General features: G+C 68.1%; 24 protein-coding genes and 1 tRNA gene. 11 read left to right on the top strand and 14 right to left on the bottom strand.

Annotated elements, in window-relative coordinates:
- Positions 1-33: 33 nt before the first annotated feature.
- From yacG to ACQ754_RS12050, 9 genes are all read right to left on the bottom strand, one after another.
- Entirely contained in the window at positions 34-237 is a 204-nt protein-coding gene (gene yacG / locus ACQ754_RS12090; RefSeq protein ID WP_440997292.1) for a DNA gyrase inhibitor YacG, read from the bottom strand.
- A complete protein-coding gene (zapD, locus tag ACQ754_RS12085; RefSeq protein WP_440997291.1) occupies positions 234-1,016 on the bottom strand; it encodes a cell division protein ZapD in 783 nt (260 codons plus the stop codon). Before zapD ends, yacG begins: the two co-directional genes overlap by 4 nt.
- Positions 1,017-1,090: 74 nt before the next feature.
- Positions 1,091-1,696, bottom strand: a complete 606-nt coding sequence (gene coaE, locus ACQ754_RS12080; protein ID WP_440997290.1) for a dephospho-CoA kinase — start codon at positions 1,694-1,696, stop codon at positions 1,091-1,093.
- Positions 1,696-2,565 carry a prepilin peptidase gene (locus tag ACQ754_RS12075; protein ID WP_440997289.1) on the bottom strand — a complete coding sequence of 290 codons (870 nt, stop codon included), beginning with the start codon at positions 2,563-2,565 and terminating at the stop codon, positions 1,696-1,698. Before ACQ754_RS12075 ends, coaE begins: the two co-directional genes overlap by 1 nt.
- A 6-nt stretch (positions 2,566-2,571) precedes the next feature.
- On the bottom strand, positions 2,572-3,801 hold the full coding sequence (locus ACQ754_RS12070) for a type II secretion system F family protein (protein WP_440997288.1): 1,230 nt from the start codon (positions 3,799-3,801) through the stop codon (positions 2,572-2,574).
- Positions 3,802-3,805: 4 nt separating this feature from the next.
- Positions 3,806-5,521 carry a type IV-A pilus assembly ATPase PilB gene (gene pilB / locus ACQ754_RS12065; RefSeq protein ID WP_440997287.1) on the bottom strand — a complete coding sequence of 572 codons (1,716 nt, stop codon included), beginning with the start codon at positions 5,519-5,521 and terminating at the stop codon, positions 3,806-3,808.
- Positions 5,522-5,744: 223 nt separating this feature from the next.
- The gene (locus ACQ754_RS12060; protein ID WP_440997286.1) at positions 5,745-6,038 is read right to left on the bottom strand and encodes an HU family DNA-binding protein; all 294 of its coding nucleotides are present in this window, start codon (positions 6,036-6,038) and stop codon (positions 5,745-5,747) included.
- A gap of 223 nt (positions 6,039-6,261) precedes the next feature.
- Positions 6,262-6,338: transfer RNA gene (locus ACQ754_RS12055), tRNA-Pro, on the bottom strand.
- Between the two features lie 12 nt (positions 6,339-6,350).
- The gene (locus tag ACQ754_RS12050; protein ID WP_440997285.1) at positions 6,351-7,310 is read right to left on the bottom strand and encodes a polyprenyl synthetase family protein; all 960 of its coding nucleotides are present in this window, start codon (positions 7,308-7,310) and stop codon (positions 6,351-6,353) included.
- Positions 7,311-7,504: 194 nt separating this feature from the next.
- Between ACQ754_RS12050 and rplU the strand changes: the two genes are divergently transcribed.
- From rplU to proB, 4 genes are all read left to right on the top strand, one after another.
- Entirely contained in the window at positions 7,505-7,816 is a 312-nt protein-coding gene (gene rplU, locus ACQ754_RS12045) for a 50S ribosomal protein L21 (RefSeq protein ID WP_440997284.1), read from the top strand.
- Between the two features lie 19 nt (positions 7,817-7,835).
- The gene (rpmA, locus tag ACQ754_RS12040) at positions 7,836-8,096 is read left to right on the top strand and encodes a 50S ribosomal protein L27 (protein ID WP_440997283.1); all 261 of its coding nucleotides are present in this window, start codon (positions 7,836-7,838) and stop codon (positions 8,094-8,096) included.
- Between the two features lie 75 nt (positions 8,097-8,171).
- Complete coding sequence (cgtA, locus tag ACQ754_RS12035; RefSeq protein WP_440997282.1) at positions 8,172-9,215, top strand: Obg family GTPase CgtA; 1,044 nt, start codon at positions 8,172-8,174, stop codon at positions 9,213-9,215.
- Positions 9,199-10,350: a glutamate 5-kinase gene (gene proB, locus ACQ754_RS12030; protein ID WP_440997281.1), complete on the top strand. Its 1,152-nt coding sequence runs from the start codon at positions 9,199-9,201 to the stop codon at positions 10,348-10,350. Before cgtA ends, proB begins: the two co-directional genes overlap by 17 nt.
- A 16-nt stretch (positions 10,351-10,366) precedes the next feature.
- Here proB and rpsT read toward each other — a convergent pair whose 3' ends face one another.
- The 4 genes from rpsT to otsB form a co-directional block, all read right to left on the bottom strand.
- Entirely contained in the window at positions 10,367-10,630 is a 264-nt protein-coding gene (gene rpsT / locus ACQ754_RS12025; RefSeq protein ID WP_440997280.1) for a 30S ribosomal protein S20, read from the bottom strand.
- Positions 10,631-10,701: 71 nt separating this feature from the next.
- On the bottom strand, positions 10,702-12,081 hold the full coding sequence (locus tag ACQ754_RS12020; protein WP_440997279.1) for an alpha,alpha-trehalose-phosphate synthase (UDP-forming): 1,380 nt from the start codon (positions 12,079-12,081) through the stop codon (positions 10,702-10,704).
- A gap of 18 nt (positions 12,082-12,099) precedes the next feature.
- Positions 12,100-13,908, bottom strand: a complete 1,809-nt coding sequence (locus tag ACQ754_RS12015) for a glycoside hydrolase family 15 protein (protein ID WP_440997278.1) — start codon at positions 13,906-13,908, stop codon at positions 12,100-12,102.
- Positions 13,878-14,618 (bottom strand): trehalose-phosphatase, encoded by a 741-nt coding sequence (gene otsB / locus ACQ754_RS12010; protein ID WP_440997277.1) that lies wholly within the window; start codon positions 14,616-14,618, stop codon positions 13,878-13,880. The genes ACQ754_RS12015 and otsB overlap by 31 nt, the downstream gene beginning before the upstream one ends.
- A gap of 101 nt (positions 14,619-14,719) precedes the next feature.
- Between otsB and murJ the strand changes: the two genes are divergently transcribed.
- The 7 genes from murJ (at position 14,720) to ispH (ending at position 22,705) form a co-directional block, all read left to right on the top strand.
- A complete protein-coding gene (gene murJ / locus ACQ754_RS12005) occupies positions 14,720-16,297 on the top strand; it encodes a murein biosynthesis integral membrane protein MurJ (RefSeq protein ID WP_440997276.1) in 1,578 nt (525 codons plus the stop codon).
- Positions 16,298-16,435: 138 nt separating this feature from the next.
- Positions 16,436-17,404: a bifunctional riboflavin kinase/FAD synthetase gene (gene ribF, locus ACQ754_RS12000; protein WP_440997275.1), complete on the top strand. Its 969-nt coding sequence runs from the start codon at positions 16,436-16,438 to the stop codon at positions 17,402-17,404.
- Positions 17,401-20,226, top strand: coding sequence for an isoleucine--tRNA ligase (gene ileS / locus ACQ754_RS11995; protein WP_440997274.1), 2,826 nt, complete (start codon positions 17,401-17,403; stop codon positions 20,224-20,226). Before ribF ends, ileS begins: the two co-directional genes overlap by 4 nt.
- 151 nt (positions 20,227-20,377) lie before the next feature.
- Positions 20,378-20,842, top strand: coding sequence for a signal peptidase II (gene lspA / locus ACQ754_RS11990; protein WP_440997273.1), 465 nt, complete (start codon positions 20,378-20,380; stop codon positions 20,840-20,842).
- 168 nt (positions 20,843-21,010) lie between these two features.
- On the top strand, positions 21,011-21,292 hold the full coding sequence (locus tag ACQ754_RS11985; protein WP_440997272.1) for a type II toxin-antitoxin system Phd/YefM family antitoxin: 282 nt from the start codon (positions 21,011-21,013) through the stop codon (positions 21,290-21,292).
- The gene (locus tag ACQ754_RS11980; RefSeq protein WP_440997271.1) at positions 21,289-21,588 is read left to right on the top strand and encodes a type II toxin-antitoxin system RelE/ParE family toxin; all 300 of its coding nucleotides are present in this window, start codon (positions 21,289-21,291) and stop codon (positions 21,586-21,588) included. The genes ACQ754_RS11985 and ACQ754_RS11980 overlap by 4 nt, the downstream gene beginning before the upstream one ends.
- Positions 21,589-21,739: 151 nt before the next feature.
- Positions 21,740-22,705 (top strand): 4-hydroxy-3-methylbut-2-enyl diphosphate reductase, encoded by a 966-nt coding sequence (gene ispH / locus ACQ754_RS11975; RefSeq protein WP_440997270.1) that lies wholly within the window; start codon positions 21,740-21,742, stop codon positions 22,703-22,705.
- A 52-nt stretch (positions 22,706-22,757) separates the two neighbouring features.
- On the opposite strand, the gene ACQ754_RS11970 is transcribed toward ispH, so the two are convergent.
- On the bottom strand, positions 22,758-23,416 hold a 659-nt coding region (locus ACQ754_RS11970), incomplete at its 5' end, for a hypothetical protein (protein ID WP_440997269.1).

Raw genomic sequence — 23,416 nt, 5'->3', positions numbered from 1 at the left:
ATCTGTGTTTAGCCGTGGCCTGCTCAAGGGCCTTCAGGAGTCGTCCTCGTGGCCGGGGGGTGGGTCATTGAAGGCCTCCGGGGCGGGTTCGCCGGGGATGGCGTGCTCACCCTCCACCCAGGCCCCGAGGTCGATGAGCCGACAGCGCTCGCTGCAGAAGGGCCGGTAGGGGGAGCGTTCCGACCACTCCACGGGCTGGTCGCAGTGTGGGCATTTGACGGTGGCGGGGGTGCTCATATGGCGCAGCAGGACAGCTCGAAGTCGATGTCGTCGTCCACCTGCTGGGGTCGCTCGGTGGCGCTGGGCTGCTCCATGAAGCGGATGGTGCAGAAGTGCTTGCTGCCGCTGATCTCCGGGAAGTACGGCGCATCCGCCGGCAGGCGCACGCGTAGCAGCTGGTAAGGGGAACCGCGCTCGAGGGTGCGCTGGTAGCTGCCGCCGGCAGCATGTTCCATCTGCGGATCGCCGCTCTCACGCAGCAGCGACAGGATCCGGCCGGTGGCCTCACGCAGTATTCCGAAGCCCGCGTACCACTCCTCCAGGTCCTCGCGCCGGCGCTGCGGTGGTCGGTTCAGCCAGAGGTGGTAGCCGGGCAGGTCGAAGGCGCAGGTGCCGCCCATGATCCCGGAGCGCTGGGCCACCGCGGCGAGGAACTCGTTGTCGCGGACGATCGCTGGGATGCCCGGTGGTGCGGCCCTGAGGCGCTGGGCCAGATCCCGGCACTCGTCGAGTAACGGGGCGAGCACCCGGGGGTCGACCCCGGGACGCTGCTCCAGCGCCTCCAGGGAGCTGACCAGCTGTTCCAGCTCCTTCTGGATTTCCGAGCGGAGGTCGCCGCGGGAGAGCAGCGCGACGATATCCACCAGCGTGCCCACCGCGAAGCGGCTGTGCCACTCGCTATCGCCGTCGATGCCGAAGCGGCCCTGGGCGAAGAGGAATTCCATCCGCAACAGGGTGCGTACCCGCTCGTTCAGTGGGTGCTCGTAGACGATATGCTGCGCGGTGGATTCGCTCATGATGCCTGCCTCGCGAAACGAGCCCCTATTGTGACGCAGCGTGGTGGATGCCACCAACCCGTCGCCGTCGGGCGTCACTCCCTGCGGGCCGAGGCCAGGTTCAGGTAGCGGCGGTGTAGGGCGTCCACCGCGCCCTCGATACCACTCGCGGGGCCATCGTTGTCGATGACGTCGTCGGCGCAGGCGAGGCGATCTTGCCGGCGGGCCTGGGCGGCGAGGGCCTGCCGGGCCTGTTCCGGGGTATGCCCGTCGCGGGCGCACAGGCGCGCGATCTGGGTATCCTCATCGGCATCCACCACCAGCACCCGGTCCACCCAGCGGTCCCAGCCAGCCTCCACCAGCAGGGGGACCACCAGCACCACATAGGGACCGGGGCTCTCGGTAATGCGTCGGCGTACCTCCGCCTCGATCCGGGGATGCAGGATGGCCTCCAGGCGCCGGCGTGCCGCCTCGTCGTCGAAGATACGCGCCCGCAGGGCCCGGCGGTCGAGGGCGCCGCTGTCATCGAGGATATCCGCGCCGAAGGCGGCCACCACGGCCGCGAGTCCCTCCGTGTCGCGCTCCACCACCTCGCGGGCGATCACATCGGTGTCCACCACATCGGCGCCGCGGCTGGCGAAGGCATCGGCCACCGTGGACTTGCCGCTGGCGATCCCGCCGGTGAGCCCCACTGTGAACATCAGGCGATCCCCGCGAAGCGCAGGTAGGCGTCCACGAGGGTGTCACCCCAGAGGAGGGCGATCCAGCCGGCCCCGGCGAGATATGGACCGAAGGGAATGGGCTGATCGCGATGGCGGCCGAGGCCGGCGATCATGGCCATTCCCACCGCGGCGCCCACCACCGACGAGGCGATGATGATCAGCGGTAACATCTGCCAGCCCAACCAGGCCCCGAGCAGGGCAAGGAGCTTGAAGTCGCCGTAGCCCATGCCTTCCTTGCCGGTAAGTACCCGAAAGCCATGATAGACCAGCCAGAGCACGCCATAGCCGGCCGCCGCGCCGATGATCGCCTCCGCAGGGGTGGCGAATATCGGTACCAGCGAGAGCAGCAGGCCGAGCCAGAGCCCGGGCAGTGTGAGGTTATCCGGAAGCAGGAAGTGGTCGAGATCGATGACCGTCAGGGCGATGAGCCACCAGGTCAGCAGCAGGCCCGCGAATCCGGTGAGCCCCCAACCGAGCTGCCACCAGGTGATGAGGGAGAACACCGCCGTGGCCGCCTCCACCACCGGATAGCGCACGCCGATGCGGGCGCCGCAGTCCCGGCAGCGCCCGCGCAGCAGGAGCCAACCGAGCACGGGAATGTTGTCCCAGGCGCGGATCCGCGCCCCGCAGGCGGGGCAGTGCGAGGGCGGGTGCAGCAGGTTGAACGTCGGGCGTTCCGGCGGTGCCTCGCCCCGGAGCTCGGCACACTGGACCGCCCACTCCGCTTCCAGCATGCGCGGCAGGCGCAGGGTGACGACGTTGAGGAAACTGCCGACGGCGAGCCCCACCACCAGGACGACCAACCCCTGCAGGCCGGGGCTTGCGGCCAGGACATCGAGCGCGGCCATGACGGTTCAGATCACCTGGCCGAGCTTGAAGATCGGCAGGTACATGGCGATGACCAGGCCACCAACCAGCACACCGAGGATGACCATGATGAATGGCTCGAGCAGGCTGGAGAGGCTGTCGATGGCCGCGTCCACCTCCTCCTCGAAGAAGTCCGCCACCTTGGTGAGCATGGTGTCCAGTGAGCCCGCCTCCTCGCCGATGGCGATCATCTGCACCACCATGTGCGGGAACAGTTTGGTCTGCTCTGTCGCCCATTGCAGTTGCTGGCCCTGGGCCACCTCCTCGCGCATGCGTAGCACCGCATTGCCGTAGACGGAGTTGCCGGTGGCTCCGGCGACGGAATGCAGGGCGTCCACCAGGGGCACGCCGGCGGCGAACATGGTGGACAGCGTCCGCGCGAAACGTGCCATGGCGGCCTTGCGCAGGATGGGCCCGACCACCGGGATGCGCAGGGAGAACCGGTCGAGGCCATGGCGGAAGCGTGGTGATCGCTTGTGCAGCTGGATCAGGCCCACCGCGGCGATGATGATAGCGCCGAGGATGTAGAGCCAGTTGTCCCGGGTGAAGTTGGACAGGTCGATGACCATGCGGGTGAAGGCCGGCAGGTCGGCGCCGAAGCCCCGGAACAGGGATTCGAACTGCGGCACCACGTAGATCAGCAGGATGCCGGTGACAATGATGGCCACCGCCACCACCGCCGCCGGGTAAAACATCGCCTTGCGGATCTTGCGCTTTATGGACTCGGTCTTTTCCTTGTAGGTGGCGATCTTGTCGAGGAGGGTGTCGAGCACGCCCGCCTGCTCGCCGGCCTCGATGAGGTTGCAGACCAGCTCATCGAAGTAGGCGGGGTACTTCGCCAGCGATTGCGACAGTGGAGTACCGGACTCCACGTCGTCCTTGATGCCCATGACCAGGCGCTGCATGTTGGGGTTCTCGTGACCCCGGCCGATGATGTCCAGGGCCTGCACGATGGGCACGCCGGAGTCCAGCATCGTGGCCATCTGGCGCATCAGCACCGCGATGTCGCCGGGCTTGATGCGTTTGCTACGCTCGCCTTCCATGAGCTGGGCGATGGCGGACTTGCGGCGGATGCGCTGTGCCGCGATGCCCTGCTTGCGCAGTGTGGCCCGCAGGTTTGATGCGTTCTCCGCGCGGCTGTCGCCCTTGATCTTGCGACCGTTGCGGTCGACCCCTTCCCAGTTGAAGCTCGTGAGCTTCGCGGCCTTCGTCGCCATGTATTCAGTCCACCGTCACCCGGTTGATCTCCTCGAGGCTGGTGATGCCCTCGCGCACCTTGTCTAGCCCCGAGCCCCGTAGGTCCTTGATCCCTTCCCGCTTCGCCTGCTCGTCGAGCTGCATGGAGTTGCCCCCCTCCATGATGATCTCGCCCATCCGCTCGGAGACCGGCATGACCTGGTAGATGCCCACCCGCCCCTTGTAGCCCGCGACGCACTGATCACAGCCCTTGGGGCCGTACACCGTGAGATTGTCCACCTCCTCCTCCAGGAACCCCGCCTCCAGCAGGGCCTCCCGGGGCAGCTTCTGGGGCTGTTTGCACTGGCTGCAGAGCCGCCGGGCAAGGCGCTGGGCGATGATCAGGCCCACCGAAGAGGCGATGTTATAGCCCGGCACGCCCATGTTGAGCAGTCGTGTCAGGGTTTGAGGGGCGTCGTTGGTGTGGAGGGTCGATAGCACCAGGTGGCCGGTCTGGGCGGCCTTGATGGCGATCTCGGCGGTCTCCAGGTCGCGGACCTCGCCGACCATGACCACATCCGGATCCTGGCGCAGGAACGAGCGCAGGGCGCCGGCGAAGGTCAGCCCCGCCTTCGGGTTGACGTGCACCTGGTTGATCCCGGTGACGTTGATCTCCACCGGGTCCTCGACGGTACAGATGTTGCGGTCCGTGGTGTTGAGGATATTCAGCGCCGTATACAGCGAGACCGTCTTGCCGGAGCCCGTGGGACCGGTGACCAGCACCATGCCATAGGGCTTGTGGATGTAATCGAGGAAGCGCTCCTTTTGCTCCGGGGCGTAGCCGAGCTGCTCGATGCCCATTTGTGCCGACGCCGGGTCTAGGATGCGGAGCACGATCTTCTCGCCGTAGATCGTGGGCAGCGAGCTCACGCGGAAGTCGATGGCCCGGCGTCGGGAGAGATTCATCTTAATGCGCCCGTCCTGGGGGACCCGGCGCTCGGCGATGTCCAGCCGGGACATCACCTTGAGGCGGGCCGCCAGGCGGGGGGCCAGCGTCACCGGTGGGCTGGCCATGGTCTGTAGCACCCCGTCCTGGCGGAAGCGCACCCGGTACTCCCGCTCGTAGGGCTCGAAGTGGATATCGGAGGCGCCGCGGTTGATGGCATCCAGCAGCACCTTGTTGATGAAGCGCACCACCGGCCCGTCATTGGCGACCTCCGTGGCGGCGACGTCCTCATCGGCCTCCTCCTCGCCGCTGACCTGGAGGTTCTCCAGGTCTTCGTCCAGGTCCATGTCGGCCAAGGAGTCGCCGGAATCGGTGAGCGCCCGCTCGATGGCGGAGGCGAGCTTGTCGTCCTCCACCACCACCGGCTCGGTAATCAGGCCGGTGTGGAACTTGAACTCGTCGAGGGCGCGGAGGTTGGTAGGGTCGGAGACCGCCACGTAGAGGCGCTTGCCCCGGCGTACCAGTGGCAAGGCGCGGTGATGGCGGATCAGGCGCTCACGGACCAGCGCTACCGCGCTGTTGGTGAAATCCATGGCGTCGATATCAAACAGCGGCAGGCCGAACTCCGCCGAGCCGGCGGCGGCGATCCGCAACGCCGGGACGAGGCGGTGCTCGACGAGGTAGGTCACAAAGGGCTGCCCGACCTCGCGTGCGGCCGCCAGGGCCTGCTGCGCCTGTTCCGCGGAAAGCAGCCCGTCGCGTACCAGTCGCCCGGCAAGTCCCCCGAGTTTTCCTGACGGATTAGCGGTGGCCATCGGCGCTGCTATGTCCCCGTCGGTGCGTTGCCGTTATTTCCCACATTACGTCGACTGTAACGCAGCTATGCCCGCGTGGTAAGCGCTTGGTAACGCCGCACATCCCGGCCGGTGTCCCCGGGTGTGCTGAACCGGGAAATCCGTCGCACTCCGCGCGTTCAATCAACAGGCGCCGATGCGGCTGGCGGAGGTGGCCGGCGGCGCGGCACCGGCCGCCGCGTGATCAGCCCTCGTTGACCTGGTCCTTGAAGCCCTTGCCGGGACGGAAGGTGGGGACGCGGCTGGCGGCGATGCGGATGGTTTCCCCGGTCTGGGGATTGCGGCCGGTGCGGGCGGCGCGCTCGCTGTGGGTAAAGCGGCCGAAGCCGGTGATGCTCACGTCGGTACCGTCGGCGACCGTGCCCTGGATGGTATCGAACAGCGCATCCACCACCTCGGCGACCGTTTTCCGGGGGACGTCGTCACAGCGGTCGCGGACCGCATCGATAAGCTGATTCTTGTTCATTACGGGACTCATGCTGCTCCCTCCATTCTTTGTTAGTCGGGGCTAATCCTGGGCGGGTCAGGCGCGTAGGCACCTCACCGTTGCGTGCTTGCAAGCACTCGGCGGAGTTCAGCAGACGCTATCCGGTGCTGTCCAGTAGGGGCGAGTAGAACGCGGGCGGGGTGTGGCGCGGATCACACACCGGGCGGTGATTCCACAAAAAAGGCCGGGTCCCGGACCCGGCCTTTGGGGATTCTGGTCGGGGTGACTGGATTCGAACCAGCGACTCCTACGTCCCGAACGTAGTGCTCTACCAAGCTGAGCTACACCCCGATTGTGAAGCGGCTAGTAGCGGCGGTCGGCGGCGAAGCGGGCAAGCGCCGCGAGCGCCTCGCCGAGGGAATCGTCCACCGCGAAGCGCAACGCCTCCTCGGCCCGTTTCGCTTCCTCTTCAGCGAGTCGGCGAGTATAGGCAATGGCATCGGTCTTTGCAATGGCATCGCAGACCTCCGCGATGCGCTCGCGGCCACCCGCCTCGATGGCCTCGCGGATCAGTGTACGGGTGGTCCCGTCGCCCACTTCCATGGCGCGGATCAGCGGCATGGTGGTTTTGCCCTCCGCGAGGTCGTCGCCCACGTTCTTGCCGATCTCCGCGGGGTCGCCGTCGTAATCCAGGGCATCGTCGATGAGCTGGAATGCCGTGCCCAGGTGGCGGCCATAGGCGCCGGCGGCCTCGGCATCACCACCGGCAAACAGGCCCCCGAGATAGCAACCCGCCTCGAACAAGGCCGCGGTCTTGCGGTAGATGACATCCTGGTAGCGGGGCTCGTCGACGTCTGCGTCGTGGACGTTGAGCAGCTGCAAGACCTCGCCCTCGGCGATGGTGTTGGTGGCCAGGGCAAACACGCGCATGGCCTCCTGGCTGTCGAGCTCCACCATCATCTGAAACGAGCGGGTGTAGAGGAAATCCCCCACCAGCACGCTCGCCTCGTTGCCCCAGATGTGATTGGCCGTATCCTGTCCGCGGCGCACCTCGGAGGCGTCCACCACGTCGTCATGGAGGAGGGTAGCGGTATGGATGAGCTCGACGATGGCCGCCAGTGGGATGTGGTGGGTGCCCTCGTAACCAGCGGCGCGGGCGGTGAGCAGGACCACCATGGGGCGGAGCCGCTTGCCGCCGCTGTTGACGATATAGCCGCCGAGCTGATTGATGAGTGCCACGTCCGAGCGCAGGCGGTGGCGAATGGCACGATCCACGGCCTGCATGTCGTCCGCCACCAGGGCGCGAATATCGGCGAGATCCATCGGCTGTTGCGTCCAAGAACCGGGTTGTGGCGGTGGGGTCGCTGCGATGCTAGAGAGGGGGTGGGGGGGTGTCAAGGAACTGCGCCCGGGCACCGCCCGCGCAGTTGACCTCGCCGGCCGTCCGGCCTATCATTCGCGGTCTTTAGTTTCCCAGACCGCAATCGCAGCGAACCGAATCTTTGGAGAACGCAGCCATGTACGCCGTGATCAAGACGGGGGGCAAGCAGTATCGCGTCAGCGAGGGCGATGTCCTCCGCGTGGAGAAGATGGACGCCGAGGCCGGGTCGACGGTGGAGTTCGATCAGGTGCTGATGGTCGGCGGTGACGACGTCAAGGTGGGTTCTCCGCTGGTGGACGGCGGTCGCGTCGCCGCCGAGGTCGTGGCCCATGGCCGTGGCCGCAAGGTGGAGATCGTGAAGTTCCGGCGCCGGCAGGGCTATCATCGCAAGCACGGCCACCGCCAGCACTACACCGAGGTCAAGATCACCGGCATCCAGGCCGGCTGAATCGGAGGGTTAACGAGCCATGGCACACAAGAAGGCAGGCGGCAGTACCCGTAACGGCCGCGACTCGGAATCGAAACGTCTCGGCGTCAAGCGCTTCGGCGGCCAGGCCGTGCGCGCCGGCAACATCCTGGTGCGCCAGCGTGGCACCCATTTCCACGCCGGCAGCAACGTGGGGGTCGGCCATGACCACACCCTGTTCGCCAAGAGCGACGGCGAGGTGGTGTTCGAGCGCAAGGGGCCGCGGCAGCGACGCGTAGTGAGCGTGCGGCCGGCGAGCTGATCGGAAGCCAAACCGAACCCCGAAAAGCCCCGTCGCCGCACGGGGCTTTTTTATGAGCGCTCCCGAGGTGGCAGCATGAAATTCGTGGATGAGGCCCGAATCCGGGTGGCCGCCGGCGATGGCGGTGACGGCTGCGTGAGCTTCCGTCGGGAGAAGTTCGTCCCCCGCGGCGGGCCCGACGGCGGTGACGGTGGCCGTGGGGGCAGCGTCTACCTGGTGGGCGATGAGGGTCTCAATACCCTCGCGGATTTCCGCCATAGCCGTCGCTATGCCGCCGAGCGCGGCGATAACGGCCGCGGCCGGCAGATGACCGGGCGCAGCGGCGAGGACGTCGTGGTGCCCGTCCCCGTGGGCACCGTGGTGGTGGACGCCGAGACCGGGGAGACCATCGGTGATGTGACCGCCGAGGGGGAACGGCTGCTGGTTGCCCGCGGTGGCGATGGCGGCATCGGCAACATCCATTTCAAGAGCTCCACCAATCGGGCGCCGCGACAGTCCACCCCGGGCCAGTCTGGTGAGCGTCGGGAGCTGGGCCTGGAATTACGGGTGCTCGCCGACGTGGGCCTGCTGGGCCTGCCCAACGCCGGCAAGTCCACGCTCCTTCGCGCCGTTTCCGCGGCGCGCCCGCGAGTGGCGGACTATCCCTTCACCACCCTCTATCCCAGCCTGGGTGTGGTCCGGGTGGGGCCCGGTCAAAGCTTCGTGATGGCCGACATCCCCGGCCTCATCGAGGGGGCGGCGGAGGGCGCGGGCCTCGGCGTGCGTTTTCTCAAACACCTGGCGCGGACCCGGTTGCTGCTGCACGTGGTGGATGTCTCCTGTATCTACGACGACCGGGATCCCGCCGAGGATGCCGCTTCGGTGGTCGGCGAAGTGGCCCGTTTCGATCCGGCGCTGGCGGCGCGGGAGCGCTGGCTGGTCCTCAACAAGATGGACCTGATCCCCGCCGACGAGCAGGAGGCCGTGACCGCCGAGATCGCCGCCGCCATGGGCTGGGATGGGCCGGTGTTCGCCGTCTCCGGCGAGACCGGTGAGGGCACCGCAGAGCTTTGCCGTCGGGTCATGGTCCGGCTGGAGAGCATTGACGAGGAGGGCGACGAGCATGGACCAGGGGGCTGACTGGCGGCGGCGACTGGGGGAGACCCGGCGCTGGGTGGTCAAGATCGGCAGCGCCCTGGTTACCAACGACGGCCGTGGCCTGGATCGGGAGCGCATTGCGGACTGGGTGCGCCAGATCGCCGACGCGCGTCGTCGCGGCGTGGAGGTGGTGCTCGTGTCCTCGGGCTCGGTGGCCGAGGGCGTCCAGCGGCTCGGCTGGACACGCCGTCCCCATGCCCTGCACCAACTGCAGGCCGCGGCGGCGGTGGGCCAGATGGGGCTGGTGGAGGCCTATGAGGGCAAGTTCCGCCGCTTCGGCCTGCACACCGCCCAGGTGCTGCTCACCCACGAGGATCTGGCCGACCGCCGGCGCTATCTCAACGCCCGTAGCACACTCCGGAGCCTGCTCGCCCTGGGCGTGGTGCCGGTGGTCAACGAGAACGATACCGTGGCCACCGACGAGATTCGCTTCGGCGACAACGATACCCTGGCCGCCCTGGTGGCCAACCTGGTGGAGGCGGATGCGCTGTTCATCCTCACCGACCAGGCCGGCCTTTACGACGCCGATCCCCGGGAACATCCCGGGGCCGCGCTGATCCGGGAGGCGGACGCCGACGATCCGGCCCTGGAGGCCATGTGCTCGGATGCCGCCGGGGTACTCGGCAGCGGCGGGATGCGCACCAAGGTGCGCGCGGCCTCGCGGGCCGCCCGTTCGGGGGCCGCCACGGTGATCGCCTCCGGCCGGGAGGAGGACGTCCTCGACCGGCTTTCCGGCGGTGAGGGGATCGGCACCCTGCTCTGGCCGTCCCGGGAACGGCTGGCGGCGCGCAAGCAATGGCTCGCCGGTCAGCTCCAGGCCCGCGGAAGGCTCTGGCTGGATGCGGGTGCGGCGCGGGTGCTCCGCGAGGATGGTCGCAGCCTGTTGCCCGTGGGGGTGACCCGGGTGGACGGGCGATTCATCCGCGGCGAGATGGTGACCTGCGTGGATCCGCAGGGCCGCGAGGTGGCGAGGGGGCTGGTGAACTATGGATCCCAGGACGCGCGTCGCCTCGTCGGCGTTCCGTCCTCACGGATCGAGGCGGTCCTCGGCTATGTGGATGAGCCGGAGCTCATCCACCGCGATAACCTGGTGCTTGTCGAGGAGGGCCCGCGCTGAGCGCGGGACGCGGCCCTCAGCCGAGGGCCTTGATCCGCTTGGCGAGGCGGCTCTTGTGGCGGGCGGCCTTGTTCTTGTGGATCAGCCCGCGGGTGGCGAACCGGTCGAGCACCGGGACGGCCTCGTTGTAGGCGGCCTCGGCCTTCGCCTTGTCACCCGCCTCGATCGCCTGGACCACCTGCTTGATCTGGGTACGCATCATCGAGCGACGGGCCTGGTTGTGGCGGCGGCGCTTCTCGGTCTGGCGAGCGCGCTTCTTTGCGGAGGCGATGTTAGCCAAGATCCAACTCCTGCTGGTTTGAAAGCCGAACGGACTAAAGCCGCGAATATTGGCGCTTGCCGCCCGCTATGTCAACCGCCGGAAGCCGCCGCGTCCAGGGCGGTGAGAAAGCGGCCGTGCCAGTCCCGTAGATCACTGGCGCGCAGCCTCCCGAGCATGGCCTGGTGGCGCTCGCGGCGCTCCGCCAGCGGCATGGACAGGGCCTGCTCCAGGGCCTCCGCGATGGTGTCGATGTCGAAGGGGTTGATGAGCAGCGCGGCGTCCAGCTCCTGCGCTGCCCCGGCGAGCTCCGAGAGTATCAGCACGCCGGGATCATCGCGATCCTGGGCGGCCACGAACTCCTTGGCGACCAGGTTCATGCCGTCACGCAGGGCCGTGACCAGGGCGGCGTCGGCGTGGCGGTAGAAGCCCATGAGGGACGCGCGGGCGAAGCTGCGGTGGAGGTAGTGCACCGGCACCCAATTGAATTCAGCGTAACGGCCGTTGATGTGGCCGGCCATGCCCTCCACCTCATGGCGCAGGTCTCGGTAGTCCGGGATCTCGGTGCGCGAGGGGGTGGCGACCTGCATGAATACCACCTTGCCGCGCCGGTCCGGGTGGCGCTCCAGGAAGCGCTCATAGCCGGCAAGCCGGGCCCGCAGCCCCTTGGTGTAGTCCAGCCGCTCGACGCCGATGATCAACCGGCCGTAGAGGCCGTCGATGCGCCGGCGCACCCGCCGGGAGTCGCGCCCGTGGGCCGCCAGCGCCGCCAGCTCGTCCACCGCTACGCCTACCGGGCACACCACGGTGGCCGTGCGCCCCGCCTCCCCGTGCACGGCAACGCCGCCCTCCACCGTGGCGCCGAGGGCGTGGTGCGCCGCGTCGAGAAAGGCCTCCCGGTCGGCCTCGGTCTGAAAGCCCACCAGGTCGTAGCGGCACAGCGCGCTCAGCAGGGCGCGATGATCCGGCAGCGCGCGCAGCACCTGGTAAGGCGGGAAGGGGATGTGCAGGAAAAACCCCAGGGGCTGGCGCAGGCCCTGTTCGCGCAGGGCCTCCCCGAGGGGGATGAGGTGGTAGTCGTGGATCCAGAAGCGGTCCCCGGGCTCGGCGACCGCCGCGAGCTGGGCGGCAAAGCGGCGATTGACGGCCCGGTAGCGGTTGTAGTCCGTGCGGCTGTAACACATGGACATGGGCATGAGGTGGAACACCGGCCAGAGCACCCGGTTGGCGTAGCCCAGGTAGTAGTGCTCGTGCTCCGAGCCGGTCAGCGGCACCCGGAGATAGTCGATGCCGTCGTGACTGCTGTGCTCGATATGCTCGGGATCACCGCCGATGCGACCGTTCCAGCCGAACCAGATCCCGCCGTGCTCGGCCAGCGCCCGCTGAATCGCCACGGCCAGGCCCCCGGCCTGATTCTCCCCGGCGCGGGGGAGGGCGACGCGGTTGGATACGGCGATCAGTCGTCCCGACATGCTAGTGCTCCGTATCGATCAGAAGGCGTCCTCCCAGCCCCGGGACAGGCGCATGGCCGTGCTGATGATGCCGACCATGCTGTAGGTCTGGGGGAAATTGCCCCACAGCTCTGCGGTATTCACGTCCAGGTCCTCGGACATCAGCCCCAGGCGGGTGCGGCAGTCGAGCATGTTGGCGAACAGCGCCCGGGCCTCCTCGGTCCGGCCGATGGCCGCCAGGGCGTCGATAAACCAAAACGTGCACACGTTGAAGGCATTATCGGGGCGCCCGAAGTCGTCCTCCCGCCGATAGCGGAACAGGTGATCACCGGCCTGCAATTCCCGCTCCACCGCCCCCACCGTGGCGACAAAGCGCGGATCCCCCGCGTCCAGGAAACCGAGCTCGTGGAACAGCAGCAGGCTCGCGTCCACGTCGGCGCCGCCGAAGCGGTCGACGAAGTGGCCGAGCCGGGCGTTCCAGGCCTGCGCGCAGATCACCGCGTGCATGTGCCGGGCCTGCTCCGCCCAGTAGGCCTCGCGTTGACCGAGGCCGAGGCGGGCGGCGATGCGGGCGAGCCGGTCGCAGGCGGCCCAGCACATCACGCTGGAGTAGGTGTGCACCTCGCGGCGGCCGCGGTATTCCCAGATCCCGGCGTCCGGTTGGTCGAACAGGGCGGCGGCGCGCTCGCCGAGCCCCTCGAGGCGGTGGAACAGTGGCTCCAGGTCGTCGCCGTCCAGGCGCTCGTCGAAGAAGGCCTGGGTGGCGGCGAGGACCACCGCGCCATAGACATCGTGCTGGTCCTGGCGGAAGGCGTCGTTGCCCATGCGGACCGGTCGCTCGCCGCGGTAACCGGCAAGTGCCGTGGCCGTGCGCTCCTCCAGTTGTCGCTCGCCGGTGATCCCGTAGACCGGCTGTAGCGCCGTGTCGCCGGCCTCGGCCACCAGGTTCACGATGAAGTGGATGAAGTGCTCCATGGTGCGCGTGGCACCCAGGCGGTTGAGCGCACGCACCACGAAGTAGGCATCGCGCAGCCAGCAGAAGCGGTAGTCCCAGTTGCGCCCCGTGCCCGGCGCCTCTGGGATGGAGGTGGTCACCGCCGCGATAATGGCGCCGGTGGGCTCGAAGCTCGAGAGCTTGAGCGTGATGGCGGCGCGGATCACCGCCTGCTGCCACTCCAGGGGGATGGCCAGGGAGCGCACCCAGTCCTCCCAGTAGTCCCGGGTGCGCTCGAGGAAGCGTGCGCCGGCCTCGGGCACGGACTCCGCGAGCGTCTCGTCCGGGCCGAGGATGAAGGTCAGCGGTTCATGGAGCACGAAGCCGCGCTCCTCGAGCAGGTAGGTCAGCGGCGCATCGGTGGTCAGGCGCAGCACCTGCTCGTCGCAGACGTAGCGGATGTGATTGCTGCCGTGGGTGAGCGTCGGCTCCGCGGTTCCCCAGGCGCTGGTGGGGCGCAGCCGCACACGGACATGCGGTGCCCCGGACAGCGGCTCGACGCGGCGGACGAGCATCACCGGGCGAAAGGTGCGTTGGTACTGCTTGAACCGCGGCGCAAAGTCCGTGATCCGCACCCGGCCGCCATGGGCGTCGGTCAGCTCGGTGTGGAGGATGGCGGTGTTGCGCTGATAGTACTGACGGCCTTCGATGCGGTCGGTGAGGTCCACCGCGAACAGGCCGCGGTGCCGGTCATCGAGCAGTCGGGAGAACAGCGGGTCGCCGTCGAAGCGCGGGAAGCACCCCCAGACCACGGTCGCCGCCTCGTCCACCAGGGCGGCGATCTGGCCATTGCCCACCAGCCCCAGCTCCAGGGAGGGCCGGGTCACGGCGGTGTCGGCAGCGCGTCCAGCCATTTCAGGGTCTCCTGCGCATTGTCCAGGCGGTAGCGGGCCACGGTGGGCGCATTTTCCTCATCCACCCGAATACTGTAGCCGTCCAGTGCGTTCACCACCGAAAAGGCGTCCTCGTCGGTGCGGTCGTCGCCGACGAAGGCCGGCCTCCGGCCCGCGAAGGGTGGCTCCGCCATGAACGCCCGCACCGCCGAGCCCTTGTCAAAGCCAGCGGGGCGCAGCTCATGGACGAACTTGCCGCTCAGCACCTCGTAACCGCCGCCGAGGCCGTGCGCCAGCGATTCCAGCAGCGCCCGCAGCGCCGGGCCGGCGGCGGGGGCGTGGCGGTAGTGGGCGGCGAGGGCGTGGCGCTTGTCCTCCCAGTAGACCCCCGGATGGGCCCGGGCGAACGCCTCCAGCTCCCGGCACGCGGGGCCCAGCAGGGTCGACGGGTCCGGGGGATGGTGGAGCGTGCCGTCGGCGCCGCGACGTTCCAGGCCGTGGACGCCGGCGAGGGCCAGCCGTGCCGGCGCGAGTAGGCGGTCCAAGGTGTGGATGGGCCGGCCGCTGATCACGGCTACCGCGCCGTCGAGGCGGCGTTGCAGGCCGGCGAGGCGCTCCGGGAGGTGGTCGGGGACTTGGACGGCGTCCGGGTGCTCGGCGAGCGGTACCAGCGTGCCGTCGAAATCCAGGAACAGCGCCCAGTCCGTCGCGATCGCGGGTGGTTTCGGCATGGCGTAAGCATAAGGGCCCGGGCGGGGCCACCCAACCCCCTGACGTCGCCGCGGCGACGCGCTAGAGTGCACGCCTTGTCCGCTAGCCCGGAGGGCGGTACGTGAAGGCCATTGGCCTGGTGCGCTCGCTGCTGACGTTCGGCTCCTGGACCCTGGTCTCCCGGGTCCTCGGGCTCGTTCGCGACGTGGTGCTGGGCGTGGTGTTTGGGCCCTCGGCGGCCATGGACGCGTTCTTCGTCGCCTTTAAGATCCCCAACTTCATGCGCCGGCTCTTCGCCGAGGGGGCCTTCTCCCAGGCCTTCGTGCCGGTGCTTTCGGACTACCACGCCAGCGCCGGTGCCGCCGAGGCGCGGGATCTCGTCCGGCGGGTCTCCGGGAGCCTGGCGGTGGTGCTGCTCGGGGTCACCATCGCGGGCGTGTGGGGCGCGCCCGCGCTGGTGCGCGTGTTCGCGCCCGGCTTTGCCGACGATCCGGCGCGCCTGGTCGAGGCCACGGCGATGCTGCGCATCACCTTCCCCTATTTGATGCTGATCTCGCTGACGGCCTGTGCCGGTGCCGTGCTCCACAGCCTCGGCTCCTTCGGCCCGCCGGCCTTCGCCCCCGTGCTGCTCAACATCTGCCTGATCGCTGCCGCGCTCTGGCTCTCCGACGCCTTCGAGCCCGGGGTGCAGGCCCTGGCCTGGGCGGTGGCCCTGGCCGGGGCATTGCAGCTCGCGTTGCAGCTGCCCTTCCTCGCCCGGCAGGGCATGCTGGTGTGGCCGCGGCCGGACTTCCGCCATCCCGGCGTGCGACGGATCCTGCGGCTGATGGGGCCGACCCTGTTCGGTACCTCGGTGCAGCAGGTCAACCTGCTGGTGGATACCATCCTGGCCTCGTTCTTGATCACCGGCAGCATCAGCTGGCTGTACTGGTCCGATCGGTTGGTGGAGTTCCCGCTGGGCATCTTCGGCGTGGCGCTGGGTACGGTGATCCTGCCGCGGCTGTCCCGGGAGCACGCCGCCGCCGGCCCGGAGACCTTCAACCGCACCTTGGACTGGGCGCTGCGCCTGACCTTGGTGCTCATCGCCCCGGCCACCGTCGGGCTGATGGCGCTGGCCGCCCCGATGCTGGCGACGCTGTTCCAGTACGGCGCCTTCGGCGCCCGGGACGTGCAGGCGGCGAGCTTCAGCCTGTTCACCTATGCGGCGGGGCTGCTGCCCTTCGTGCTGGTCAAGGTCCTGCTGCCCGGCTATTTCTCCCGCCAGGACACCCTCACCCCCGTGCGGTATGCCGCGGTCGCCATGGTGGTGAACGCCGCCTTCAGCGTGGCGGCGGTGATGTTGCTCCGGGGCACCGGCGTGGCCCACGCCGGCATCGCCCTGGGCACGGCCCTGGCCGCGGGGGTGAACGCCGGCCTGCTGGGTTGGGGATTGTACCGGGCGGGGGTCTACCGGCCGTTGCCGGGCTGGCGTTGGCTGGGCCGTCGGGTGGCGCTGGCCACGCTCGCCATGACCGCGCTGCTGTATTTCCCGGCGAGCCGGCTCTCCCTGTGGCTGGAGGCCTCACTGTTCGAGCGGGTCGGGATGCTGGCCGCCACCATCGCCGCGGCGGCGGGGGCGTACTTCGCGGTGCTGTTCGCGCTCGGGCTGCGGCCGTCCGCGCTGCGTGAGCCGCCGGCGGTGGAGGGTCAGCCCGATTAAGGCAGGCTGGATGAGGCCGCTTTCGGGTGCGAGGCATGCCTTCGTCGGTCGCTCCTCGCGACTGACGCCGGCGCCGCGTTGCTTCCCCCGCGTCGCGTAAACCCCTTACAATGGCGGAATTTGAGGACCGGGACGGTAATGGAGCTCATCCGGGGCAGCCACAACCTGCTGCCGTGGCATCACGGCTGCGTGGCCACCATCGGCAATTTCGACGGCGTGCACCGGGGCCATCATGCCGTGATCTCGCGGTTGCACGAGCAGGCCCGGGCGCGGGGGTTGCCGGCCACCGTGGTGACCTTCGAGCCCCATCCGCTGGAGTACTTTGTCCCGGAGCGGGCACCGCCGCGGATCACCGGTTTGCGGGACAAGCTCAACGCCCTCGCCGAGTGCGGCGTGGACCGGGTACTGTGCCTGCGTTTCGGGCCGGCTATCGCCAACATGCCGGCGGAGGCGTTCATTGATGAGCTGCTGGTCCGGCGCCTGGGCATCGAGTTTCTCATGGTGGGGGATGACTTCCGCTTCGGCCACCGGCGTCGCGGGGACTTCGAGATGCTGCGGCAGGCCGGCCCGGAGCGCGGCTTCGAGGTGGAGCGCATGCCCACCGTGGCGGATGGCGAGAGCCGCATCTCGAGCACCCGGTTGCGTGAGGCCCTGGCCGTCGGGGATCTCGCCAGCGCCGAGCACCTGCTCGGGCGACCGTACCGCATCAGCGGCCGGGTCAGCCGTGGGGACGCCATCGGCCGGGAGCTCGGCTGGCGCACGGCCAATATCCGCTTCCGCCGGGTGAGGCCCGCGGTGCACGGCGTCTTCGCCGTCACCGTCGAGGGCCTGGGCCCGAGCCGCCGGGGGGTGGCCAGCGTGGGGACCCGCCCGACGGTGAACGGCCGGGCGACGCTGCTGGAGACGCATCTCTTCGATTTCGATGCGGATATCTACGGGACGCACATCAGCGTGACCTTCCGGGCCTTCCTCCGCGGCGAGGAGCGGTTCGAGAGCATGGAGGCGCTGCGCGAGCAAATCGCCGCCGACGCCGCTGACGCGCGGGCGTGGTTCCAACGTAACCATCGGGCACAGCCAACGACCAACGATCGCAGGAAGACGTCGTGACCGACTACAAAGACACCCTGAACCTGCCGAAGACGGACTTCCCCATGCGCGCCAACCTGGCCAAGCGGGAGCCGGACCGGGTGCAGCGCTGGGCCGAGGAGGACCTCTACCACCGCCTGCGCGAGCGCCGCGCCGGCCGAGAGAAGTTCATCCTCCACGACGGCCCGCCCTACGCCAACGGTGAGATTCACATCGGCCACGCGGTCAACAAGATCATCAAGGACATCATCGTCAAGGCCCGCACCCTGGACGGCTACGACGCCCCCTACGTGCCGGGCTGGGACTGCCACGGCCTGCCCATCGAGCACAAGGTGGAGCAGACCCTCGGCGAGGCCGGGGAGGACGTGGATCCGGCGGAGTTCCGCGCGGCCTGCCGGCGTTTCGCCGAGGAGCAGGTGGAGGGGCAGAAGCGGGACTTCCAACGCCTGGGCGTCATCGGTGACTGGGATGACCCCTACCTCACCATGAACTACCGCACGGAGGCGGACATCCTCCGGTCGCTGGGGCGCATCGTCGCCCGCGGCCACCTCAAGCGCGGCTACAAGCCCGTGCACTGGTGCACCGACTGTGGCTCCGCCCTGGCCGAGGCGGAAGTGGAGTACCACGAGCACACCTCGCCGGCCATCGACGTGCGCTTCCCGGTGGTGGATGGTGAGGCCCTGCGGCGGGGCTGCGGCGCCATGGGCATCGAGCCGGACGCGCCGGCCTCGGTGGTGATCTGGACCACGACCCCTTGGACCCTGCCCGCCAACCAGGCGGTGACCCTGCACCCGGAGCTCGACTACGTGCTGGTCTCCGTGGAGCAAGGCGAGGAGCTGTTGCTGCTCGCCGAAGACCTCCACGAGGAGTGCCTGGAGCGCTACGGCCTCACCCACTACGGCATCATCGGGCGCTGCCTCGGCCGGGACCTGGAGGGCATCCAGCTGCGCCACCCCTTCTTGGAGCGGCAGGTACCGGTGATCCTCGGCGAGCACGTGACCACCGAAGCGGGTACCGGCGCGGTGCATACCGCCCCCGGCCACGGCGCCGATGACTTCGAGATGGGCCAGGCCTACGACCTGCCGCTGGAGAACCCGGTGGGCGACGACGGCCGCTTCCTGCCGGGCACCGAGCGATTCGCCGGGCTGTTCGTCTACGATGCCAACCCCAAGATCGTCGAGGCCCTGCGCGAGACGGGCACGCTGCTCAACGTCGAGCCCTACGACCACAGCTACCCCCATTGCTGGCGCCACAAGACGCCCATCCTCTTCCGTGCCACGCCCCAGTGGTTCCTCAACCTGGACGCCCACGGCGTGCGCGAGAAGACCCTGGAGGCGCTGCCCCATGTGCGCTGGTTCCCGGATTGGGGCGAGGAGCGCATGGCCTCGATGGTGCGCAACCGCCCGGAGTGGTGTATCTCCCGGCAGCGCAACTGGGGCGTACCCATCGCGCTGTTCGTCGACCGCGAGACCGGCGAGCCCCACCCGGAGACCGACCGCTTGATCGAGGCCGTCGCCCAGCGCATGGAGGCGCGCGGCATCGATGCCTGGTTCGAGCTGGCCCCCGAGGAGTTGCTCGGCGAGGAGGCGGGGCGCTACGAGAAGGTCACCGACATCCTGGACGTGTGGTTCGACTCCGGCACCACCCACGCCTCGGTGCTGGAATCCCGACCGGAGCTCGCCAAGCCGGCGGACCTCTACCTGGAGGGCTCGGACCAGTACCGGGGCTGGTTTCAGTCCTCGCTGCTCACCGGGATGATGCTCGACGGCCGCCCCCCCTATAAGGGCACGCTCACCCACGGCTTCACCGTGGACGAGCACGGTTACAAGATGTCCAAGTCCCGCGGCAACGTCATCGCCCCCCAGGAGGTGATGAACAAGCTCGGCGCGGACATCCTGCGCCTGTGGGTGGGCTCCACCGACTACACCGGCGAGATCGCCGTCTCCGACGAGATCCTCAAGCGCACCGCCGACAGCTACCGGCGTCTGCGCAACACCGCGCGCTTCCTGTTGGCCAACCTGGCGGGCTTCGAGCCCGCCACGGATTGCGTCGAGCCCGAGCGGATGTTGCCGCTGGACCGCTGGGCCCTGGACCGGGGCTTGCAGGTGCAGCAGGACGTGATCGCCGCCTATGACGGCTACGACTTCCACCAGGTCACCCAGCGGGTGCACAACTTCTGCGTGCTGGATATGGGCGGCTTCTACCTGGATGTCATCAAGGACCGCCAGTACACCACCCAGCGCGACAGCCTGGCCCGACGCTCCTGCCAGACGGCGATGTACCACATCGTCGAGGCCCTGGCGCGGTGGCTCGCCCCCATCCTCTCGTTCACCGCGGACGAGCTCTGGGCCCATATCCCCGGCGAGCGGGACGAGTCCGTGTTCCTCGCCGAGTGGTACGACGGGCTCGTGGCGCTCGACGACGAGCGCTTCGGCCGCGAGTTCTGGCAGCACATCCTTGGTCTGCGCGAGGTGGTGGCCAAACGCATCGAAGAGCTACGCAACGAAAAGGTCCTCGGCGCCAGCCTGGAGGCGGAGGTGGAGCTCTACTGCCCGGAGCCGCTGTACAGCGAGTGGCGGCAACTCGGTGAGGAGCTGCGCTTCCTGCTGATCACCTCCGCGGCGCGGGTGCATCCCCTGCAGGCCAAGCCCGCCGGCGCCACCACCGCGACCCTGACCGGCGGTCACGAGATCGGCCTGGTGGTCTCCGCCACCGAGCACGGCAAGTGCGCGCGCTGCTGGCACCATTCCCAGGATGTGGGCCTCAACGCTGACCACCCCGAGCTCTGCGGCCGCTGCGTGAACAACGTCGCCGGCGAGGGCGAAGAGCGGTTCTATGCCTGACCGTAGGAGCGCGCCTTGTGCGCGAACCGTCCCCGGGAAAGCGGGTAGGGCGGATGGAGCGAAGCGCAATCCGCCGCGGCACCGTAGGAGCGCGCCCCGCGCGCGAACCTTCGCCGGCAGGGCCGGCGCCTACACCGGCCCTCGCTGAACCATGCTGCGCTTCGGCCTCATCATCGCCGCCCTGGTGCTCCTTGCCGACCAGGCCACCAAGGCCTGGGCCGTGGCAACGCTCACCGCGTACCGCCCCGAGCCCGTCCTGCTCTTCCTCAATTGGACGCTGTCCTACAACCCGGGGGCTGCCTTCAGCCTCCTCGCCGACCACGGCGGCTGGCAGCGGTGGCTGTTCACCGGCCTGGCCCTGGCGGTGAGCGCCTACCTGATCTGGTGGCTGCGCCGCGTGCTACCGGGGGAGCGCCTGGTCGCCGGTGCCCTCGGACTGATCCTCGGCGGCGCGCTGGGCAACGTCATCGACCGCCTGCGCCTGGGCCACGTGGTGGACTTCATCGACCTCCACGCCGGGGGCTGGCACTGGCCGGCCTTCAACATCGCCGACAGCGCCATCACCCTCGGCGTTGCCGCCCTGATCCTCGCCGCCCTGCTCGGCCGGCGGTTGTAGGGTTTCCGTCGGCCCGCTTCAGCGTTTCCGCCCTTTGTTTGCGGGCTTGGCCTGAGTCCATCTGAGGCCTCGATCCCACGTAGCGTGAACGGTAAGAAGTGCCCTTCCCAATATGGGCAATTAGGAGTACGTTTAGGAGGACGCTCAAAGATGCGGCAGGAGGTGGCTGTGCATCGTTCGCGGTTTGACGAGGATATTCGGCCACTCACCGAATTTCGCTCCGGTGCGGCCTCGTTCTTGCGCCAGATCCACGAAACCAAGCGGCCCATGGTACTCACGCAACGTGGGCGCGGGGTGGCGGTCCTCGTCGACGTCCACGAGTACGAGGCAATGCAAGAGCGCCTCGAGCTGCTGGAGGAGCTATACCAGGCTGATCGGCAGCTTGAGGCGGGGGAGGGCATTGGCCATAAGGATGCGAAGGCGCGTGCCCTGGCGCGGCTCAGAAGATGAAGATCGTGTGGTCGCCCTTGGCGGTCGAGCGCATCGAGGAGTATGCGGAGCGAATCGCCTGGGATAATCCGGCGGCGGCTACTCAATGGGTAGAGGAAATCTTCGGCAAGGTGGATTCGCTGGCGGAGTTCCCGGAGATGGGCCGGCTTGTTCCCGAGCTGAGAAGAGTTGATATCCGCGAGCTTATCTTTGGGCAGTTCCGGATCATTTACCGCGTGGGCGACTCGATCTACATCCTTACCGTCAGGCACAGTAGGCAGCTGCTATCGGACTCGGATATTGAAGAGGACGCGTGACTTCCCCTTTACGAGACGGAGGCTGGTCTCGAGAGCGGCCAATGGAGAGTGAAGCGTTTGATAGAGCATACGGGCCGCACTCGCGGACACGGTAGCCGAAGCGGCGCCCCGCATGCCAGAATTCCCACAAATCCGTAGACCGGCTGCCACCATGCCCGAGATCGTCCTCGCCAACCCCCGCGGCTTCTGCGCGGGCGTCGACCGCGCCATCTCCATCGTCGAGCGCGCCCTAGAGTGCTTCGGCGCGCCCATCTATGTCCGCCACGAGGTGGTGCACAACCGCACCGTCGTAGAGGATCTGCGCAGCAAGGGCGCGGTATTCGTGGAGGAGCTCGAGGAGGTGCCCGCCGGCGCCACGGTGATCTTCAGTGCCCACGGCGTCTCCCAGGAGGTGCGCGAGGAAGCGGACCGGCGCGGGCTGCGGGTGTTCGATGCCACCTGCCCGCTGGTGACCAAGGTCCACATCGAGGTGCAGAAGCACGCCAGCGAGGGCCGCGAGGTCATCCTCATCGGCCACGACGGCCACCCGGAGGTGGAGGGCACCATCGGCCAATACGTGGGCGAGGGCGCCGACCGCGGCGCCATCTACCTGGTGGAGACCCCCGAGGACGTGTGGCGGTTGCAGGTCCGTAACCCGGCGGAGCTCGCCTTCGTCAGCCAGACGACGCTCAGCATGGACGACACCTCACGGGTGATCGACGCCCTGCGCGAGCGCTTCCCCCAGATCCAGGGGCCGCGCAAGGACGATATCTGCTACGCCACCCAGAACCGCCAGGACGCGGTGAAGGACCTCGCCGCCCAGGTGGACCTGATGATCGTGGTGGGGTCTGCGAACAGCTCCAACACCCGACGCTTGAAGGAGCTCGCTGAGCGCATGGGCGTGACCGCCTACCAGATCGATGGCGCCGATGACCTGCGTCGCGAGTGGCTGGAAGGGCGGGAGCGCATCGGCGTGACCGCCGGCGCCTCCGCGCCCGAGGTGCTGGTCAGGGGCGTGGTGGACCGTCTCGCCGAATGGGGCGGGACGCGGCCGGCGGAGCAGGCCGGCCACACCGAGGACGTGGTGTTCTCACTGCCGCGGGATCTCACGCGGGAGATCCGGCGGCGGAGTGCGTAACGGCGTTGCCTATCCGTCTAGCCGGGCTTTCTCTCCTCGTTGCGTCTGTCGATCAGAGTTGACGCCACGACGCGATATCGCCGAAGTCAGCTGACTGGAAATACTGCGAACCGACTCGGGACAGCGCCTCACTGCTGTACATGATTGTCGGTGTTCCCTTGTGATCGGAAAGACTGAGTTCATCTGCAATCACCGCTCCGGCTATACGGGGAGTTCCTCGCATATCAAGCTTTCCGCCGCTGCGTACATAAATGAGTCCCTCAAAATACTCGTTGCCCTTGAAGCTCAATGTGGCGCCGTCGTCGACGATTATGATTCCTCGGACGTTTTCATCAACACGCGTATCCGAAGTTATATGGTAAATCGATGGGTCTTCCGGGTTGAAGCCGTCCGCGTCGGAATCGAAGCTGTCTTTTTTGTTTGGATTTTCAAGAAGCTGATCAATTAGGCCGTCATCGTTTTCGCCGCCATCGGTGCCTTCCCATTTTTCATACAGAGCCTCCATAGACCCGCCCCCCTGCTCGTACGTCTCTTCGTCGCGGATCGAACCAATGTCTTCCATCACCGGATCGCCGTTCTCGTCCATCACCGGATCGCCGTTCTCATCCCGGTGATAGAACTCGCCCTCGGTATGTAGTCGGCGCTGAAAAACTCGCAACCCACTGATGTGGGGTAGGTTACGGCATTTCGCGGCCTTCTGAAATTGCCGGT

The organism is Arhodomonas sp. SL1 (assembly GCF_052060015.1).
In the GTDB taxonomy this organism is placed as follows: Bacteria; Pseudomonadota; Gammaproteobacteria; order Nitrococcales; family Nitrococcaceae; genus Arhodomonas.
The sequence above is the reverse complement of the archived record's forward strand: the minus strand, read 5'-3'. Positions and strand labels throughout refer to the sequence as shown.